Source organism: Desulfosporosinus meridiei DSM 13257 (assembly GCF_000231385.2).
GTDB classification, from domain to species: Bacteria; Bacillota; Desulfitobacteriia; order Desulfitobacteriales; family Desulfitobacteriaceae; genus Desulfosporosinus; species Desulfosporosinus meridiei.
The window spans coordinates 3,045,090-3,063,105 of sequence record NC_018515.1; the positions used below are offsets into that span (position 1 = coordinate 3,045,090).

At 41.1% G+C, this 18,016-nt stretch carries 15 protein-coding genes; all 15 read right to left on the bottom strand.

What is annotated here, in order from left to right:
• Nucleotides 1–80 precede the first annotated feature (80 nt).
• Complete coding sequence (locus DESMER_RS14105; RefSeq protein ID WP_427854262.1) at nucleotides 81–881, bottom strand: DUF5714 domain-containing protein; 801 nt, start codon at nucleotides 879–881, stop codon at nucleotides 81–83.
• 233 nt (nucleotides 882–1,114) lie between these two features.
• Entirely contained in the window at nucleotides 1,115–1,696 is a 582-nt protein-coding gene (locus tag DESMER_RS14110; protein WP_014903729.1) for an NAD(P)H-dependent oxidoreductase, read from the bottom strand.
• Between the two features lie 214 nt (nucleotides 1,697–1,910).
• A complete protein-coding gene (locus tag DESMER_RS14115) occupies nucleotides 1,911–2,831 on the bottom strand; it encodes a DUF2935 domain-containing protein (RefSeq protein ID WP_014903730.1) in 921 nt (306 codons plus the stop codon).
• Between the two features lie 288 nt (nucleotides 2,832–3,119).
• Nucleotides 3,120–3,425 (bottom strand): YmaF family protein, encoded by a 306-nt coding sequence (locus DESMER_RS23085; RefSeq protein ID WP_014903731.1) that lies wholly within the window; start codon nucleotides 3,423–3,425, stop codon nucleotides 3,120–3,122.
• Between the two features lie 650 nt (nucleotides 3,426–4,075).
• Nucleotides 4,076–4,651, bottom strand: a complete 576-nt coding sequence (locus DESMER_RS14120) for a LysM peptidoglycan-binding domain-containing protein (protein WP_242830985.1) — start codon at nucleotides 4,649–4,651, stop codon at nucleotides 4,076–4,078.
• A gap of 687 nt (nucleotides 4,652–5,338) precedes the next feature.
• Entirely contained in the window at nucleotides 5,339–6,652 is a 1,314-nt protein-coding gene (locus DESMER_RS14130; RefSeq protein WP_014903736.1) for an aspartate ammonia-lyase, read from the bottom strand.
• Nucleotides 6,653–6,656: 4 nt separating this feature from the next.
• A complete protein-coding gene (gene hydF / locus DESMER_RS14135) occupies nucleotides 6,657–7,862 on the bottom strand; it encodes a [FeFe] hydrogenase H-cluster maturation GTPase HydF (protein ID WP_014903737.1) in 1,206 nt (401 codons plus the stop codon).
• A gap of 13 nt (nucleotides 7,863–7,875) precedes the next feature.
• Nucleotides 7,876–9,294, bottom strand: coding sequence for a [FeFe] hydrogenase H-cluster radical SAM maturase HydG (gene hydG / locus DESMER_RS14140; protein WP_014903738.1), 1,419 nt, complete (start codon nucleotides 9,292–9,294; stop codon nucleotides 7,876–7,878).
• Nucleotides 9,295–9,352: 58 nt separating this feature from the next.
• The gene (gene hydE / locus DESMER_RS14145; RefSeq protein WP_014903739.1) at nucleotides 9,353–10,396 is read right to left on the bottom strand and encodes a [FeFe] hydrogenase H-cluster radical SAM maturase HydE; all 1,044 of its coding nucleotides are present in this window, start codon (nucleotides 10,394–10,396) and stop codon (nucleotides 9,353–9,355) included.
• The gene (locus DESMER_RS14150; protein WP_014903740.1) at nucleotides 10,377–10,667 is read right to left on the bottom strand and encodes a TM1266 family iron-only hydrogenase system putative regulator; all 291 of its coding nucleotides are present in this window, start codon (nucleotides 10,665–10,667) and stop codon (nucleotides 10,377–10,379) included. The genes hydE and DESMER_RS14150 overlap by 20 nt, the downstream gene beginning before the upstream one ends.
• Nucleotides 10,668–10,931: 264 nt before the next feature.
• Complete coding sequence (locus tag DESMER_RS14155) at nucleotides 10,932–11,588, bottom strand: DUF1847 domain-containing protein (RefSeq protein WP_014903741.1); 657 nt, start codon at nucleotides 11,586–11,588, stop codon at nucleotides 10,932–10,934.
• A 34-nt stretch (nucleotides 11,589–11,622) separates the two neighbouring features.
• Complete coding sequence (locus DESMER_RS14160; protein WP_014903742.1) at nucleotides 11,623–14,271, bottom strand: translation factor GTPase family protein; 2,649 nt, start codon at nucleotides 14,269–14,271, stop codon at nucleotides 11,623–11,625.
• A 244-nt stretch (nucleotides 14,272–14,515) separates the two neighbouring features.
• The gene (locus DESMER_RS14165) at nucleotides 14,516–16,375 is read right to left on the bottom strand and encodes a sensor domain-containing diguanylate cyclase (RefSeq protein ID WP_014903744.1); all 1,860 of its coding nucleotides are present in this window, start codon (nucleotides 16,373–16,375) and stop codon (nucleotides 14,516–14,518) included.
• Nucleotides 16,376–16,385: 10 nt separating this feature from the next.
• The gene (locus DESMER_RS14170) at nucleotides 16,386–17,021 is read right to left on the bottom strand and encodes a hypothetical protein (protein WP_014903745.1); all 636 of its coding nucleotides are present in this window, start codon (nucleotides 17,019–17,021) and stop codon (nucleotides 16,386–16,388) included.
• 416 nt (nucleotides 17,022–17,437) lie between these two features.
• Nucleotides 17,438–18,013: a GNAT family N-acetyltransferase gene (locus tag DESMER_RS14175; RefSeq protein ID WP_014903746.1), complete on the bottom strand. Its 576-nt coding sequence runs from the start codon at nucleotides 18,011–18,013 to the stop codon at nucleotides 17,438–17,440.
• Nucleotides 18,014–18,016 lie beyond the last annotated feature (3 nt).

Below are 18,016 nucleotides of genomic sequence, written 5' to 3' on the forward strand. Positions count from 1 at the left end.
TACCTCAATATTTATGATATCTCAAGATTAATCATGATGTTCACAAGCCAAAAGAATGGTTGAGTGAATTGCTGCTACCATTACGTGTTTTTGTAATATGAACACTTTTCTTTTCTGCATCCGTGAGGATGTCTATCAACATACTTACAAACATTGTCTTCCCTGGCGATTGTTAAGGAAATACACAAATGCTCTTTAACCATTTTAACAGATTCGTCCAATGATTTTCGGAGGAAATTTTTACAACAACACGGCCCTGTTTCCTTAGCAATTGTACCAATAATTCTACCTGCTACGCTCATAACGATTGCAGTTTCTCTGTCCTTTGAACAGGATGCGCCAAGGATGACACTAAAGCATGCTCCAATTGCAGGAACAATCCCACATACCCCTGTTAGACCACAGTATCCTCCGATTGCTTGTTTCTTCGTCCTATTCAGTACTTCGACAATTAATTCATCTGTAACTTTAGCGGTTCCTTCATTCTTAAGCGCAGACATCAAAGCTGCCGCTGCTATCCAAGCATTTTCACAACCGAGCATTGGGACATTATCCAGATTCATGAGGTATTCAGCAATTTCTAAAGGATTTATTGATTTACTCTTTAAGACATAATCTTTTACAGTATCAAATAGGCCTTCCCCGTGACACTTATCGCATATATAGTGTCCATTGGGGCATACAATGTTAGCGGTTTCCTTTATGCCACATCGAAAACAAGATAATTCCCGGCCTAGATTAAAATACTCCAATTGTCCGTGGCAAATTTGACAGTTCTCAGTGCTTGTTCCATTGTGCTGACCAGCACTTACCACAGGTTCTCAACAATTTGCTGAGGCCTTATTATCGATCATGTTCTGATTTAGATTTATCAACTTCATCCCCTCCTTACCTGACTTTTCAACTGATATACAGGGTTATATTACAATTCTGCGCGTCCAATCACAAATCCTATCCAACCTGAAAATATTTTTAAGCCCCCTACAGAGCCGCAAGCTTTACTCAAAGTTCCACATTTTAAAAAACGCTAAACAGGCCTAATGGCGCAGCTTTAGCGTTTCTATTTTTTTGTGTCTTTTATGTACATTTCTATTTGTACAAATAACTTATATTGTTAAAAATGTTTATTCAAGGTTTCTCTAACCTTCCCTAGCATTTCTTTACGGGCAAGATCATCTACAGTAGTTACCGATCCAAACAACAAATGATCCACAGGTTCAATTCCAGTAAAACCAAAAACGCCTACATCCATTGTGGTTTTAAAGGCTCTATTCATACCTATAGATTCATATTGTTCCTCAGATGCACCATAAGTATTAATAATCAGGCCTTTCTTTCCCTTTAATAAGGGAACTGCACCTTGATCCCCCATGGTATAAGCAAAACCAAATGAAAACACCCGATCTAAATACCCCTTTAAAATAGCGGGCATATTTGACCACCAGATGGGATAAATGAAAATGATGACATCTGACTCAGAAATAAAGTCTTGTTCTATTTTAATGTCTTCTGGAATTTTTCCAACTTTCATTGAATCTGTATCTTCAGGTTTTAACACAGGTTGAAAGTTAGTTTTGTACAAATCACGAACGATAACTTCTTGTCCCTTTTCTCTTAAACTGGACTCCACCTGATCTAAAATTGCACGATTAAAACTCTCCTGATGTTGATGGGCGAAAACAATTAATTTTTTCAATTAACCCTGCCTCCTTTTAATTTAGTATTCTATTAAAAAAAGAAATTATTCAGTCATATTGACTATTCAAGTTAAACCATGACAATGGTTTCTCAGTGGAAGTATTCCTAACCTTATGAGTAACAAATGTTAAGGATAACACAATTTATAAATATAAAGCACATATGTAAATCAATTAGGACCTAGTTAAGTTAGCTTAGCTAGGTCCTAATGATTATCTTACTTGATTAAACGCTTTAAGCATCCGAAGATAATGGTTAGCTTCCCTTAGGATATGGTCGGCGAGTAGTGGAAGTGCAACAATTTTTATCTTACAGCCTAAAATCCCTTCTACCCCAGAACGTTTGAAGTTCCTGATAGAGGTGGTGGCTCTTATGCTATTCTTAGTTGCTTCAGGTAATTTATTAATGTCTTCACTAAGAGATATTGCCTCAGCAGTTAGTCGATCAAATTCCTTGCCAAACCGATGGGCTTTGTCAAATAACAACTCCTCCGTTGGATCTAACAGACCACGAACAAATTTAGCATGTTCGCCCATGATGCGATTCCAGAATGCTTCTTGCTCTACTGCTTCACGTACTAAGTTGAAAGGCACTTTATTTTGAAGTTTCTGAAGGGTTTTTAGATAGAACTGAGCTTCTCTGTTTATATGATCCAGTAGCAGAGGGTAACTGTGAGAAAAAGCACGACAACTCAGTACATCTTTTAAGAGACTTACTTTGAAATTAGATATAGCTTGGGTTACCACAATTGCATTGTTGTTTAATACAGCGACCTGATCTACTAAGGCCGAGGAATAGGTGGAACTTTCAATACTGCCGATTGTAAGCACGGATGTACTTACATCCCTATCTATCACAATACCCGTGAAAAACTCGGTTGCCTGTTCAGCATTTATTGTATAATCTGTGATAAATTCACCTGAACCAACGGCTTGAAGACCAATGCCGTTTGCTAAGGCTATCGTAGTCCTAAGCAGGTTAGTGGCTTCATTTCTAAGGGCAGTTATTTTATGACTTAGATGAATATCCCTATGCGACAAATCTGCTTCAATAAAGATCAGATGTTCTCTCATAATTCTAAGGAAAAACAGGTTAACTTCAAGCGAAGAACGCACAAAATTGTTGCCAATCATGGTATTGCCTCCAAAATAAAAATATATTATATCTTATTTCACAGTCAATTTTTTGAGTCTGTCTAAAAACTATAGTTTCTTGGAAAACATATTTAATCACTACAAAACTACGATCTCTCCATAAAGGTATGAGCATATTTATACACATAATAAGTAAACAATTAAAAAGCGAGCCAGATAAAAGCCCGCTAATTGTTATTTCGACAATAGCCTTAGATCCATATCTTCCTATATACTTAGTTATATTATAAGAGAAAGATAAAATTAACCTCGCGAAGCAGCTAATTATTAGGGACAGGAAGGGTAGTCTGTCCCTTCATAAGCATGTCTATGCCTATCTTCAATTGTTGTAATTCCTTTATAGCAGTGGATATGTCCACCACTCGGAAGGTGTATGGCTGGCCCAGTTTCACCTTTATAATAATGCACATGACCATTGTCTACGGTGGTTATCCCACGATAGCAATGAACGTGTGTATTCCCTCGTCTAATTCCTAGACTGGAAACACCAATTATTCTATGGGAGTGACCATGATCAAACGTTGTGGGAAAGCAATATTTATGAACATGTAATATATCTGAATTATAATACACTAAAATTTTCCTCCTTTTCTTTTTTTACATATTATGTATGTTAAGGAAGGAATGTGTAATCCCTCCCTCATTCCAAATGTTGATCTGAAAGTTGTGTCCTAATGCCTCACTCAGTTTATAATCCAAAAATAACAATTATGGACATGTTGCATAAGATATATCAGAATCCTAATCTTATAGGATTCCAAATAAGGAGGTGTATAGAAATGTTTATAGGTTTATTTGGATTATTAGGGTTTTTAGCGTTTTTAGTTGCATTGTTGATTTTAGTTTCTCCATGGTTATGGGGTGTAGGAACAAGAATCGCTATACCTGCTGCGAGTTAAAGCCTTTGGCCCAGGTAGTAGCCTGGGCCATTTATTCTCTAATCATTTATTTCCAGAACATCTAAGGACATGCTGAATAGAATAGATTAAGCTACCGTCTCTTCTTATGGGAATCCAATGAGGAGGTGAAATGAATGCTTTCAGGTTTTTTGCGTGTTCTCGTTGCATTGTGGAGAATCATTACTTGGCTGTTTGAATTATCCAGAAAAATTCCTACACCTATAACAGCATAAAGAATTTGCCTAGGCAATTAACGCCTAGGCTCTTTTGTTGGCTCGAATCTGCGCAAAAAATAGCCGCTCACAGGAGTGGCTATCAGCTATATTAAACATTAAGAATAACTAACACTTCATCTGATTTTGTACAAATATTGTTGATACAAGCAACTACATAAACGCGCCCTAGAGTTCCTGGCGGCACCTGCCAAAGAATCTCTGCTACACCTGTAACTGCACTTGGGCAGTCAATACCTATTAGACGTGCGAATTCACAAGTATCTGTACCAGTAGGTTCTAGAAAGAAGAAGGCACGTGAAACAGGTCGATTAAACGTTGCCCGGACTATAACCCTATCTGTAAGCTGAACCGCTCCATCCACTATGGGAAGCTGTTGGCCTGTTTCTGTCAAGAATCGCAGAGTTAGGACTTTCAATTGACTATCCGGCTGAAGTATAGTCGGAATACAAATTACCTGTCCAAGAAAGATAAGATTTGGATTAACTATTTGTGGATTTGCATCTCGAATCTGCTGGACTGTTACATTGAATCGACGAGCGATAAAATAGAGAGTATCTCCTGCTTGAACAGTGTATCGCATACCTTGACAACTGCCCGGACACGGGACTTCCTCACGGCTAGCAGAAACTATCATACTATTGTCAAATTTATGATCCGTCATCATAGTGCCTCCTCGCATATGTTGTAATTCAGCATATGCAGAGGAATAACAATGTGGAAATTACATTTTTACACCCTATTACGTGTAGGGTAAATGGATAAACCATTTTTAGGGGCTGTAACTGTAACTTATCTAACCGATCCTCTAGTTTATCCAATTTTATTTACAAATTGTCTCACATTTACCATATTATTCATAATATAATGTATCTCTTAAAAAAGGAGGGAACGCTCATGGCATTCGGTGGCGGAACAACTTTCGGTACAGGGCATGGCCTTGGCGCAGGTATTGCTGCGGTTGTCGTCATTATTCTCTTGCTCATCGCAATGGGAATTGTATTCTAATTGAAAGGAGGAAATAATATGTACGGAATGGGTTATGGCGGTGCTTGTGGCGGATCCGGCGGGGCAAACTATGTCGGTGCCGGAATCATTGCAATTGCTATTTTGATTCTTATTGCTTTGGCTGTAATTTTCTAATTCCCATTTACAAGCAAGACAGATTTATTCGAAATGGAAGAACAAAATTTTCGGGAGAGCTTTATAGCTCTCCTTTTTTTACTAGCCAATTATTTATCTCATTTTCATTCTCGAGAACCAAATTTTATTAACCTGAGGTCCTGTCAGTTTAATCTGAGAGACATCAAAGCAATTCGTGGTTACAGATGAGCCTGAAAACTTTTGCAGAAGATCACTCATCCAGCATTTCTTTGGCCTTTTGTGGATCGCCGCAGGATTTTTCGATTATTTCACGGACTTTATCATAACCTAAAAAGGGTGTATAGGCGGCTGTAAAAGCGTAGGATAATTCAAGCAACTCCCTGCATCTCTCTGGATTTGGTTTAATTTGCTCAATACACTTAGTTCGAAACAGCTCAGCAGCATTCAGTAAAAGGCCCATGCTTTCCAGCAGAGAATCGGCAATCAGAGGCAAAAAAGCGTTAAGTTCAAACTCTCCGTGGGCGGCGGCGGTTGAGATGGCTACGTCGTTAGCCATCACTCTCATGGAAACTTGCATCACCATTTCAGGAATAACGGGATTAACTTTACCGGGCATGATGGTACTACCCATTTGCAGCGGCATCAAGGTTATTTCCGAGATTCCTCCCTTAGGGCCTGAATTCATAAGACGCAAATCATTGGATATTTTCATCAGATTCACAGCCAGGGCTTTCAGTAACCCCGACACTTCAACGAATACATCATTGTTCTGAGTGATATCCATAGGATACTCGGCAGTGGCCAGACCTATCCCGGTTAATTCTCTGAGTACTTCAATGACTCTGAATCGATACTTTCTTTCAGCATTGTTTCCGATACCAACCGCTGTTCCACCGATGTTTACTTGCCGCAACCTTTCTTCAACTTTATACAGTCGCCAGCGATCCCTGGCAACAGCCTGGGCATAGGAACCGAATTCCTGTCCCAAGGTAATAGGCACAGCATCCATCAGCTCCGTTCTGCCAAGCTTCAAAATGCTGTCGAATTCATTCTCCTTTGTTTGCAGTGCTTGCTGAAGTTGGGCACAGGCTTCGCTTAGCTTTCTCAACATCTGAATGGCGGCAATGCGCAGAGCCGTTGGGTAGACATCGTTTGTAGACTGTCCGCGGTTCACATCGTCTAAGGGATGAACAATATGGTAACTTCCTTTTTTGAATCCCAGCTTCAAAAGTGTAAGATTAGCAATCACTTCATTAACATTCATATTCGTTGAGGTTCCGGCCCCACCCTGGAGGGCTTCGGTTACGAAGGCATCATCCAGTTTTCCCTGCAGAATCATATCGCAAACTTGAGAAATCTCAGCATAAACTCCATCCTTGCCCACACCAAGCTTCTGGTAGGTCATGGCAGCAGCTTTCTTGATGGTGACAAGAGCATAAATCAACTGTAAACTTGTTTTTTTATGCTGAAGTTTAAAATTATCCATTGCTCGGGCGGTTTGGATACCGTACAACTTTTCATCTTCCAGGAGGATTTCTCCGATCTTGTCTCTTTCACTACGCATAACCCTAGTCCTCAAATTCTGCTAGAATGTTAGGAAACATGGCAATGCTTCGCTTTAATATCCCCTGCATATAAGCAATGAGAATACCGTAGTTGGTAAAGGGTACTTGCTGATCCGCGGCACATTTTTGACGATATTTCATTTCTCTTTCGTTGAGCATGCAACCGCCACAGTGAACAATCAGTTTGTATTTGGACAGATTGTCGGGAAATTCCGTCCCTGAGGTGAATTCTAGGTTAATCTGCTTTTGAGAATAGTTTTTAATCCAGCGCGGCAGCTTTACCGTGCCGATATCGTCACACTGTCTATGATGGGTGCATCCCTCGGAAATGAGAATGGTCTCACCCTCCTGTAGGGAGTCCAGGGCTTTTGCTCCCTTAACAGCCGATTCCAGAGTGCCCTTGTATCTGGCAAAAAGAATGGAAAAGGAGGTTAGAAAAATATCCTGAGGTGTATCTGCCGACACCTTGGCAAAGACTTGACTGTCGGTAATCACAAGTTTCGGCTTTTTTCCGAGACTTTCCAGGGTTTCCCGCAACTCGAATTCTTTGACAACAATAGCTGTAGCATCGGCTTCCAGAATATCCCGGATAGTCTGCTGCTGCGGCAGAATCAGCCTGCCCTTAGGAGCGGCCTTGTCAATAGGGGTTACCAATACCACAAAATCTGAGGGATTAATCAAGTCTCCCACAATTTTTAGCTTGGGTTCCTCAGTAACCGCCAAAGCCGCTATCTTTTCCTTCAGTTTTTCAATATTGTGCCCAGTTTCAGCGCTGACAGATAGTTCATGCTCCGTTTCCGGTATTTCCTCTCCCGCCAGATCCGATTTATTGTAGGCAACAACATAATTAATCTTCTTCTCAGCGAATAGCGCAATCAGTTCTTCATCCTCCGAGGTTTTACCACTGGTTGAATCGATGACCAAGACGGCAACATCAGTTTTGTTAAGCACCTGACGGCTTTTTCTAACCCGCAGTTCCCCCAGGTCACCTGCATCATCAATGCCGGGGGTATCAATGATCATGACTGGACCCAAAGGAAGCAGTTCCATGGCTTTAGAGACGGGATCTGTCGTCGTACCCTTAACATTGGATACAACAGCTAGATCTTGTCCCGTAACAGCATTGACGAGGCTGGATTTTCCGGCGTTTCTCTTGCCGAAAAATCCTATATGAACTCGATTGGCAGATGGTGTTTCATTCAATCCCATGTTAATCAGCCTCCTAAAACCTGAAATCCCGGCTTCCATTGCTTATTTTTATCAGATTCTCCTTAGCAATCTCTCTTACTTTTTCCTTAGGAATATTTCCAATTTCTTCTTGAATAATAGCCTCACCGGCGGTTTTTGTTTCCTGTGAAGCGTAATCCTCCAGATATTCCTTGAGGGTCATCAGGGCATTAGGGTGGCAGCAGTTCTGAATCTGTCCGCTTTTCAAAAGAGTCATAAACCTGTCACCGGTTCTGCCTTCCCTATAGCAGGCGGTGCAAAAGCTGGGAATGAAGCCTAAGTCCATCAGCCATTTAACCACTTCATCCAGGGTTCTGGTGTCGCTAACCTCAAATTGTTGGGAATTGTCCTCTTCCGCTTCAGGCTGGGCATATCCCCCGACACTTGTCTTGGAACCTCCACTGATTTGCGAAACTCCTAAATGAAGCACTCGTTCTCGACATTCCTTGCTTTCTCTCGTCGAGACAATCATCCCTGTGTAGGGCACAGCTACGCGAATACATGCTACAATTTTAGCAAAGATATCATCATTGATTCCATTAGCAAAGGTCGAGGGATCAATATCATCAGCCTGACGTATTCTGGGGACACTGATGGTATGAGGCCCTACCCCAAATACTTCCTCCAGATGCTCAGCATGCATCAGTAAACCTGCAAATTCGTAGCGGTATAATTCAAGGCCGAACAATACTCCCAGACCGACATCATCGATGCCTCCGGTCATAGCCCTATCCATGGCTTCAGTATGATAAGCATAGTTGTGCTTGGGCCCGGTGGGATGTAATTTTTCATAGCTTTCCTTATGGTAGGTTTCCTGAAATAGAATATAGGTTCCAATTCCGGCATCCTTCAGTTTTTGATAATTTTCCACCGTGGTTGCCGCGATATTTACATTAACCCGACGGATGGCACCATTTTTATGTTTGATGCTATAAATGGTATCAATACATTCCAGTATGTATTCAATGGGATTGTTGACGGGGTCTTCCCCTGCCTCTAAGGCTAAGCGTTTATGACCCATATCCTGAAGTGCTATAACTTCTCTGCGGACTTCATCCTGGGTCATTTTCTTCCTGGCGATATGTTTATTCTTTAAATGATAAGGACAGTACAGACAGCCATTGACACAGTAATTGGATAGATAGAGGGGGGCAAACATTACGATACGATTGCCATAAAAATCTTTTTTAATTTGCTCGGCCAAGGCATAAATTTCCTGGTTTTTTTCCTCGATATCACAGTCCAACAAGACTGCAGCCTCTCTGTGAGAGAGTCCTTGGCGTAATTTTGCTTTTTGGATGATGCTGTCGATCAATTCGAGATTATGTTTGTTCTTTTCGGCATACTCCAGGGTGCTAAGAACTTCTTCATGGGCAATAAATTCCTCTGCTTTAGCTGATTTTGCATTATACATAACAAAATTCCTTTCTTAGCGGGTCAGACATGTCTTTCCCTTCAGTATTAGTATTTTTTCAAAGTTTGGATTTATGATCACCGCGGGTGACAGCGATTTTGTAGCCGATTTTTTCTATGCGGCCTTGCAGACAATTCCGACATTCCGCAGCTTCATCTCCGGTGCAGATTTTATTGTCATAGAGCAAATATTTCCCTCTTACATCAGTGGGTGAGAGATTAGGCATCACCACATTTGCCCCAGAAAGTATCCCCAGCTCCCGCCCTTGAGGGTGGATTGTACCCAAGGCGGTGGTAGCCGGCAACAGTACCTCAGGAAGCATCAAACGAACAATTCCCAGCAAATACAAGACCAGTTCCAGCTCTCCTGCTTTCTCTTTAGCAAAGGGCGTCTCATGATGAGGGATAAAGGGACCGATTCCCACCATATGAGGATTAAATTCTTTGATAAACAACAAGTCCTCAACCAGACAATCGGTATTCTGAAAGGGGGAACCCACCATAAAACCGCATCCTACCTGAAAGCCTATCTTCTTCAAGTCAGATAAACACTGTTTTCTGTTTTTAAGAAGCAGATTATGGGGGTGCAGTCGGCTATAATGTTCCTCGTTGGCAGTTTCATGACGCAGCAGATAGCGGTCAGCTCCGGCCTCAAAAAAAGCTTGGTAGGTTTCGAAGCTTTTTTCGCCCATGGAAAGTGTGAGTGCACAGTCGGGATGATTGTTTTTAATGGACTGGATAATATCGACCATCTTTTCATCGGTATAGTACCCGTCTTCGCCACCCTGCAGTACGAAGGTACGAAAACCCAGTTCATACCCCGTATCACAACATTGGAGAATCTGCTCCTTGGTTAAACGGTAGCGCTCCGCTGTGGAGTTGCTTTTCCGGATTCCGCAATAGTAACAATCATTCTTGCAATAATTCGTGAATTCAATGAGACCCCTAATATAAACATTGTTCCCGTAGTTTTCAATTTGTACTGCCCTTGCTTTGGCAAAAAGGTACTCCGAAAGCTCAGAGCAGCGGTTTTCGATGAGTTCTTTAAATTCTGCAGGTTCCAGCTCCCTGGTCTTATGAAGCTTATCGATCAGTTGTTTCATTAGATCCCTCATTTTCTGCCTTATCTTTTAACTTGGAATAGACCGCCTTAGTGCTGACCCCGGGGAGTTTACCCAGCTTTCCCGAAAGTGCACTGATGATATCTTGGGGTGCATCCACTGCCAGGCTAATTATATTGATACCTTTTTCACGATAGGGAATACCCATTCTGCCAATAATGTACTGCCCGTAGTTATGTAAGATATTATTTAGTTTATCAACTGATTCAACATCCTCGACGATGATTCCAATAATCGCAACTCTTGTCTCCATATAATTACCTCCCTTGTAAAATAAAAAATGCGCCAGAAAGGCGCAAAAATTTCATGATAATATGAAGCGTTGCAATGCCTTTCGCCTTATAACTTGTATTTGGCGTCAGTAACAAATTATTGTTTTCACTTTGTCAGCGGGACATCCCTTTGACTTAGTTAGGTACATTGTAATACGTTTTCATATTTTTTTCAATATTCGTAACAAAACTATTGGACAATTTTGTCTTAAAATAGTGAAATAAGGGGCAAATATGCTATTCGATTATTCTTCTTCTGATAATAATCTCTTGTAATAAAAATTACTGGTATATAAAGCCGCTGCAGGATTGTGCCCTGTAATTCTATCTTTAGTAATTAGATTTGTTACAATAGCCTCTGAATACTTGATGAACAATGAATCATGACCCACACATAAACCAATAATAACATTCAAGTCCGTTTTAGCTTCATTTAACAACTTGGCTTGTAAAACAGGATTACATAGCCCTTCTACACAATCCTTTTGTAATTTCAATTCATTAGGAATTCCAATTTCTGTTTTATCTACTGATCCAACCTTACAGATTACACAATAACACTCTAATCCTTTGGCCTTTAAAATTTTGCTGAATAGTTTAGCTTCATTATGTAACCCAACACAAGTAGCGATCCCGATCTTTCGGGCCCCTATTCGCTTGGCAAAAGCAATAATTTCTTCAGCACGGGTCAATTTACCGTAATAAATCCCTTCTATTTCAGCAGCTGTTTTAGCCAGTTTCGCGACTATATCATCACCCTTATATAAGTCGGTGCATTCATCAATTAGTTCTTGTCGAGTATTAGTAGTCAAGCAAAAGCTTGGGAAATTGCTGTCTTGATGAAAACAATTTGCTGTTCCACAATCACAGCAGCTTAAAGATTCCATTTTTTCCTTTTCCATTTGCAAATCCCTCCAGAATATATTTATTGATTTGTTATTGTTCTTTATCTTTATCAACTATTTCTTTCATCTGCTGTTTCGCGGCAGGGGACAATACATCGACTAGGTAATTACGATTTATTCCCTTTAATTCCTGATATTCTTTCCTAATTCTTTCGTTAGCCCTTTCGATCTCAACCTTCAGTTCTCTAGCAGAGAATAAAGCTGATCCTGCTCCCCTGATAATGAGCTGCTGCAAACCGTCTGAAGTTGCCACGGTGATATCATATTTTTTCTGATTGTCGTGGGCGAATTTTTCAATATACTGATCTGCCGTTTGAGCCTCCCTGGTAAAGACCGTATGGATATTATGATAGTCAATAACTTCCTCAAAATGCCCTTGAACACGGTAAGCATCAAAGACAACAATAATCTGACATCTCCGTATCCCCTGATAATTGCTTAGAGTATCCAGCAATTTCATTCTGGCCCCATCCATATTATCCTCGGTAAGCTCTTTCAGTTCAGGCCAAGCATGGATGATATTATACCCGTCCACCAGGAGGTACTCTTCCTTGCTTTCCTTCTGTCTGTCCCCATAGGCAGTGGGTTCATAATAACTGTCCCGAGCTGTTTTGCGTCTTTTCCAGACAGACTTCTTCCCTTGGTTGGCATAAAAGGTGTTATTGATAATTTGGTCAATCTCCTCTAAACTGATCGACCGCTCCTCTGGGTATGAGGGCTGATTGGGGACTGCTTCTACCAGCGAGCTTTTTTGCTGAAGATAGCTTTCAACATGCATGTAATCCTTGACGGCATACCATTCCACCAAAAAACCCGTACCATGAGCGCAGAATACCGAACCCGTCGGGTTTGCCAGGTCTCTTTCCGAATCATAGAAGCTAGTTTCAATGACCTCTTCGGCATTGTGGCACGGCTCGTACCCTTTCAGGCTGCAAAACAGCCTGCCGAGTCCTTTGGTGTAGGCCATTACTTCTTGCTGATAATTCCTCATAGTAACAACCGGGGCGCTCCCCACCAGAACTGCCGTCTCGCCATTGGTCTCGGATATTGCGCAAGTACCATGCATATTCTCTATATCTGTCATGGCTCTGCCTACCATTTTCTCAGGCAGTTCCAGCTGAAAGGCATAATAAGGCTCCAGCACTATGGATTCTGCTTCCTTTAGACCCTGACGGACTGCACGAAAGGTAGCCTCTCTAAAGTCGCCGCCTTGGGTATGTTTATTGTGGGCCCGACCTGAGACTAAAGTAATTTTCAGATCTGTAATGGCTGACCCGGTTAGAACTCCTTTATGAGCCTTTTCTTCCAGATGAGATAATATAAGTCTTTGCCAGCTTTTACTTAAGCTATCCTCACTGCATTCTGCCCCCAACTGCAGACCGCTTCCCGGCTCTCCCGGCGTGAGTAATAGGTGTACCTCCGCATAATGCCTGAGTGGCTCAAAGTGCCCTACCCCTTCTACTACATTAGTTATGGTCTCCTTATAAACAATTCTTCCTTCATCGAAGGCAACAGCTACACCAAAACGACTTAGGATAAGGCTCTGGAGGATTTCAATCTGCACCTCCCCCATAATCTGGGCCTGAATTTCTTGCAACTGCTCATCCCAGACAATCTGAAGTTCCGGCTCTTCTTCTTCAATTTGGCGCAACTTAGGGAGAATTACCCTTGGGTCACAACCTTCCGGAAGAATAATCTGGTAGGCCAACACGGGCTCCAATACCGGTGTATCTGAAGCTGCCTCTATCCCTAAGCCTTCTCCCGGTCTGGTTTGGCTAAGCCCTGTTACAGCGCAGACAGAACCTGCCCCTACCTCGTTCACTTGCTCGAATTTCTGTCCGGAATAAACCCGAATTTGATTAACTTTCTCACTCCAAAGGCCATTGGTTAAAACATCTTTCACTTTAAGTCTTCCGCCGGTAATCTTCAGGTAGGTAAGGCGGTTCCCTTGCTCATCTCTTGCTATTTTAAATATTTTAGCCCCGAATTCCTCAGGGTAGGCAGGTATCAGGGCATACTGCACTATACCCTGCATAAATTGCTCAACACCCTCTAATTTTAGAGCGGAACCAAAAAAGCATGGAAAAACTTTCCGCTCTGTGACAGATCTTTTAATCTGTGAAGTTTCAATCTTCCCCGTTACCAGAAAGGTTTCCATCATCATTTCTTCACACATGGCCAGTTGATCGTAGAAATCCTCCGTGGGAACTTGCCCGAATTCAATACACCCATCATGCAGCTGCTTTTTCAATTCTTTCATCAACTTGTCTTTATCAGTCCCAATCTGATCCATTTTATTGATAAAAAGAAAAACCGGTATCCGATAGGTGTGCAGGAGCCGCCATAATGTTTTGGTATGCCCCTGCACACCGTCCGCACCGCTTATCACTAAAATTGCATAATCCAGCACCTGAAGGGTTCTTTCCATTTCAGCCGAGAAATCTACATGTCCCGGGGTATCCAGTAAGATAATCTGAGTCTCCCCTATTTCAAACATCGCCTGCTTGGAAAAAATGGTGATTCCTCTTGCTCTCTCTAGCTCATAATTATCTAAATAAGCATCCTTATTGTCCACCCTTCCCAATCTGCCGATTTTACCGCTCAAATAAAGCAGACTCTCAGATAGTGTCGTCTTGCCCGCATCCACATGTGCCAATATGCCAATAACTAATTTTCTCATAATCTATTTCAAATCCTTCTGTTTAGCTGCTTCAATAAGCACAGCAGTATCGGCGTTTATGTCGATTCTTCTATTATTATGATAACAGTAAGCTTAAAGTTTAACAATTGAAATAGGAGAATGGGGAGAGGAAAGATTATGGAAGGCGTTTTCCCCAATAAAGATTACTTTTCCATGAGAATCTTTATCGATAATTAAAAAAATACAAAAAGCATCGCCTTCATAAACGATGCTTGAGACAAAGTTATACCACATTTTCGCTCTTTTCATCTGCTTTGAAGATACACTGGTTTCTGCCGGCTAATTTGCCCTGATAAAGAGCCTCATCTGCTCTGGCTATTAAAATGTCCAGAGAGGTGTTTTCCCTGTATTGACATAATCCAACAGTAATAGTAATGCTTTTGCCGATGTCTCCGTGCCGGTATTCCGCTACTGCCCTGCGTATCTCATTGGCCTTTTTTAAAATCGAATCAAACTCATCCATCTCCAGTACTATTAAGAATTCCTCACCGCCCCATCGACCAACAAAACCACAGTCGCCAATGGCAGTACTTATGATTGAAGATAAAAGCACAAGGATTTCGTCACCCTTAACATGCCCGTAGTGATCGTTAATCTCTTTAAAATGATCAATATCAGCTAAGCCAATATAAAAGCTTCTTTTCTGCTCAATTAGTTCCTTGATTTTGGCAAACACCAACCGCCTGTTAGGTAATTTTGTCAGGTAATCCGTTTTAGACATGACTTCCATTTCCTCCAAGGCATTTTGCAAATCGGAAGTCCGTTCCTTAACCAGAGATTCAAGATTACTGTTCAAAAGCTTAAGCTCTGACAAAATAGCCTTATTTTCTGCCGAGAGTTGCTCAGCTTTTGTAAAGGCATTGGAAAATCTGGCAGACAAGGTATAGGCCTGGGTAAGGGTAAATACTGCAACGCCGAAGGGAATTAGTGAAGGTGTATTGCGAAGTGTGATTTGATAAATAAAATCGTTGATAAAGGTTATCCCTAAAAAAGCGAAACCCAGAAAAACGATATTGGCAAAAGGAACACTTTGCCATATTCCAATAACCAGGCGAATCATGGCATAGCCTAATAAGGCAAATCCAAATACAGCATAAATCATCAGTAGTCTGTCCGCTGAACTATAGGGAATCCAAAGAAAGAGCAAACCAAACAATGATCCCAGAGTGATACTGACCCTGACGAACCATTTGGGGAATAGGCCATCCAAGGTATAGTATAAGAATCCACACAAAGCTGCAAATCCAATAAACACAGATAGATAAGCCATTCGTCCGTAAACAAAAAAACTGAGATTCAAATGACTTGGTAAAAAGCGTTCGCCTACCAATAACATACGAAGTGAAAACAAAAGGCAAAAAACCCCGAAATAGAGTGGTGCTCGATCCTTTGTCCGCATAATATACAGACCAAAATGATAGATCCCCATAATAAGCAGCATACCAAAAAGGAACAAATCTCTGCCTAAACCCAACTGTACTTCTTGTGAAATCTGGGAGGCTAAGCCGATTTTGGGTGCCACAATGGTACAATCTTCCGCTGTAAAATCGGATGTATGATAAATTAGCTCAACTTCATTACTTTCCGGGTTAAAGTAGGTGGTGAGTATATTGTAGTAAGGTACGCTATTCTCCCGGCTCGCTCCGACTTTTCCCACTTCACCCTGCAAATCGCCGTCAAGGTAGAGTTTAAAGGATGTCAGTATGATGCCTGTCCTGAGTCCGTAAGTCTTCCTACCTTCAGGCAGTTTTATAACGAGCCTCATCGTACCGTAGAATTTGTTTTCCGCAAAAGGCTTGAAACGCGCCATGCTCTCTTTGGTGCTGGGTATTTCAAGAGCTGTTGGCATAACATTAACGCCCCGCACAAAGTCTTCATGAGTCAGAAACCGATTAAAGTAGAATGACCAGGCGCCTGCTAAGCAAACAATTCCATTGTTCTCAAATGACCAGTTGCTTAAATCCAGGACACCGTTGATTGGTTTTGGTGGCTGCGCGGCAGTTGGTTTGTTTAAAAATAATGCAGCTGATAAAAGGATAATTAGCACTAAAATTACAAATATCGTAGCGATTTTCTTACTCATAATATCATCTCTATTTATTCAATCTGGCCCCGTCAATAAAGTGAAAAGGCTGCAGGGATGGTATATTGTCGCCTTTGTTAAAGTCATCCGGGCAATACCCGTTTGCTACGTATTCTGTAGAGATGAATCCCATCGCCATGAAGGTCTCTGCCGTTAATTCGCTGCAAAACACTTCCTTATCGGGCGCTGGTTTATTAAAAGACCTACCTTCTATGTAATATTTCAAGGCATTTTCAGCATTTGGAAATCCACGATCATGAACTTTGTACATGAAATCCTTAAGTTGTTCCAGCTCCGGTTGCTTCAACGAACGATTTAAATATTTCACCAAAAAATGCGTATCATAATGTTGATTAACATCTACCTGGATACGATCATGCAGTGATACGAGCATGGGGCCGTTTTCTTTTGGTTTGCCTGACAGGTAATCCGTCAGGCCGTCACCGGAGGCTGTCGACTCCCAAAAAAGAGGTTCTTTACCGGTCATGCCGATGTCTTTGGGTAAAACAACCATACCAACGTGTGACCAGAATGACCATTCAATCAATTCAATCAGCTTACTTGTCCTTTGAACACCATGGAATAAAATCAGATCTCCGGTTTTGAGGCTGTCTTTTACATCATCGTAAGCTATCTCTCTAATCATAATCTTAATCACCCTTTGAATTTATTTGGAAATACTTTTCCCCGCTCCAACCCTTTGTTAAATCACCTTTCATTTTAGACACCAATTATTATTTTTCGAGTTATCCATTAATATTTCCGCATGATTTGGTTATTCCCTTCCAAGACATTGGAAAAAAGTAAAAAAAATTAAGATCAGGTCTATAGACGGCGGAACAGGCGTTGGATAGATAAAGGAGGGAACATGAATTTATCTAAATGAAAATACCCCTCGATTTTTGATATTGAAAATCGGGGGGTATCTTTAGTCAATCTATTAATTCTGCCGCTACTCTCCATTTAGGTTAGCTTGGAGGTTTGCCGTTGTCAATTCACAATAAGAATTGAGGTTCCGCTGCTGGTCTTTGAAAATGATTTATCAGAATGCTAAACCTCATTTTATAATCCGTGAAAATCCGTAATTGGAATTACCGGTTTTGGATTGCAATTATGTTCTCCAATCATTTTCTCCATCCAAATCATATCGTACCAAGTATTAAACTTGTATCCGCACTTTGTAAAATGTCCTACCTTCTTATACCCTAATTGATTATGAAAATATGTACTCCCATTAGTAAGATAACCATCCTCGGTGGTGGTATATGCGATGCAAGCATTGAGGTTAAGAATATTTTGCTGCCTTAATATTTCTTCCAAAGCTAAATATAATTTCTTACCAACACCTTTACCTCGGCAATCCTGCCTTAGATATACGGTGGTCTCCACTGCCCAATCATATGCCGCCCGCTCTTTAAATGCTGACGCATAGGCATAACCAATAATCCGCTTGTTTTCTGTTGCAACCAGGTAAGGATATTTCTTGGTTATATTGCTAATTCTTTCTGCAAACGCTTGAACAGAAGGAACCTCATATTCAAAAGTAATAGCGGTATTTGTTACATAAGGTGCGTATATTTCTAAAATTTTTTCGGCATCTTCTTTAGTTGCCAGACGCCATGTGATGTCTGTCTCCAATTT

Excerpts from the sequence above, each read along its gene's own strand:
- DESMER_RS14115 (WP_014903730.1), bottom strand. The coding sequence starts at position 2,831 with ATGATTGGCAACAATTTTGTGCGTTCTTCGCTTGAAGTTAACCTGTTT.
- DESMER_RS14120 (WP_242830985.1), bottom strand. The coding sequence starts at position 4,651 with ATGATGACGGATCATAAATTTGACAATAGTATGATAGTTTCTGCTAGC.
- DESMER_RS14130 (WP_014903736.1), bottom strand. The coding sequence starts at position 6,652 with ATGCGTAGTGAAAGAGACAAGATCGGAGAAATCCTCCTGGAAGATGAA.
- hydF (WP_014903737.1), bottom strand. The coding sequence starts at position 7,862 with ATGGGATTGAATGAAACACCATCTGCCAATCGAGTTCATATAGGATTT.
- hydG (WP_014903738.1), bottom strand. The coding sequence starts at position 9,294 with ATGTATAATGCAAAATCAGCTAAAGCAGAGGAATTTATTGCCCATGAA.
- hydE (WP_014903739.1), bottom strand. The coding sequence starts at position 10,396 with ATGAAACAACTGATCGATAAGCTTCATAAGACCAGGGAGCTGGAACCT.
- DESMER_RS14150 (WP_014903740.1), bottom strand. The coding sequence starts at position 10,667 with ATGGAGACAAGAGTTGCGATTATTGGAATCATCGTCGAGGATGTTGAA.
- DESMER_RS14155 (WP_014903741.1), bottom strand. The coding sequence starts at position 11,588 with ATGGAAAAGGAAAAAATGGAATCTTTAAGCTGCTGTGATTGTGGAACA.
- DESMER_RS14160 (WP_014903742.1), bottom strand. The coding sequence starts at position 14,271 with ATGAGAAAATTAGTTATTGGCATATTGGCACATGTGGATGCGGGCAAG.
- DESMER_RS14165 (WP_014903744.1), bottom strand. The coding sequence starts at position 16,375 with ATGAGTAAGAAAATCGCTACGATATTTGTAATTTTAGTGCTAATTATC.
- DESMER_RS14170 (WP_014903745.1), bottom strand. The coding sequence starts at position 17,021 with ATGATTAGAGAGATAGCTTACGATGATGTAAAAGACAGCCTCAAAACC.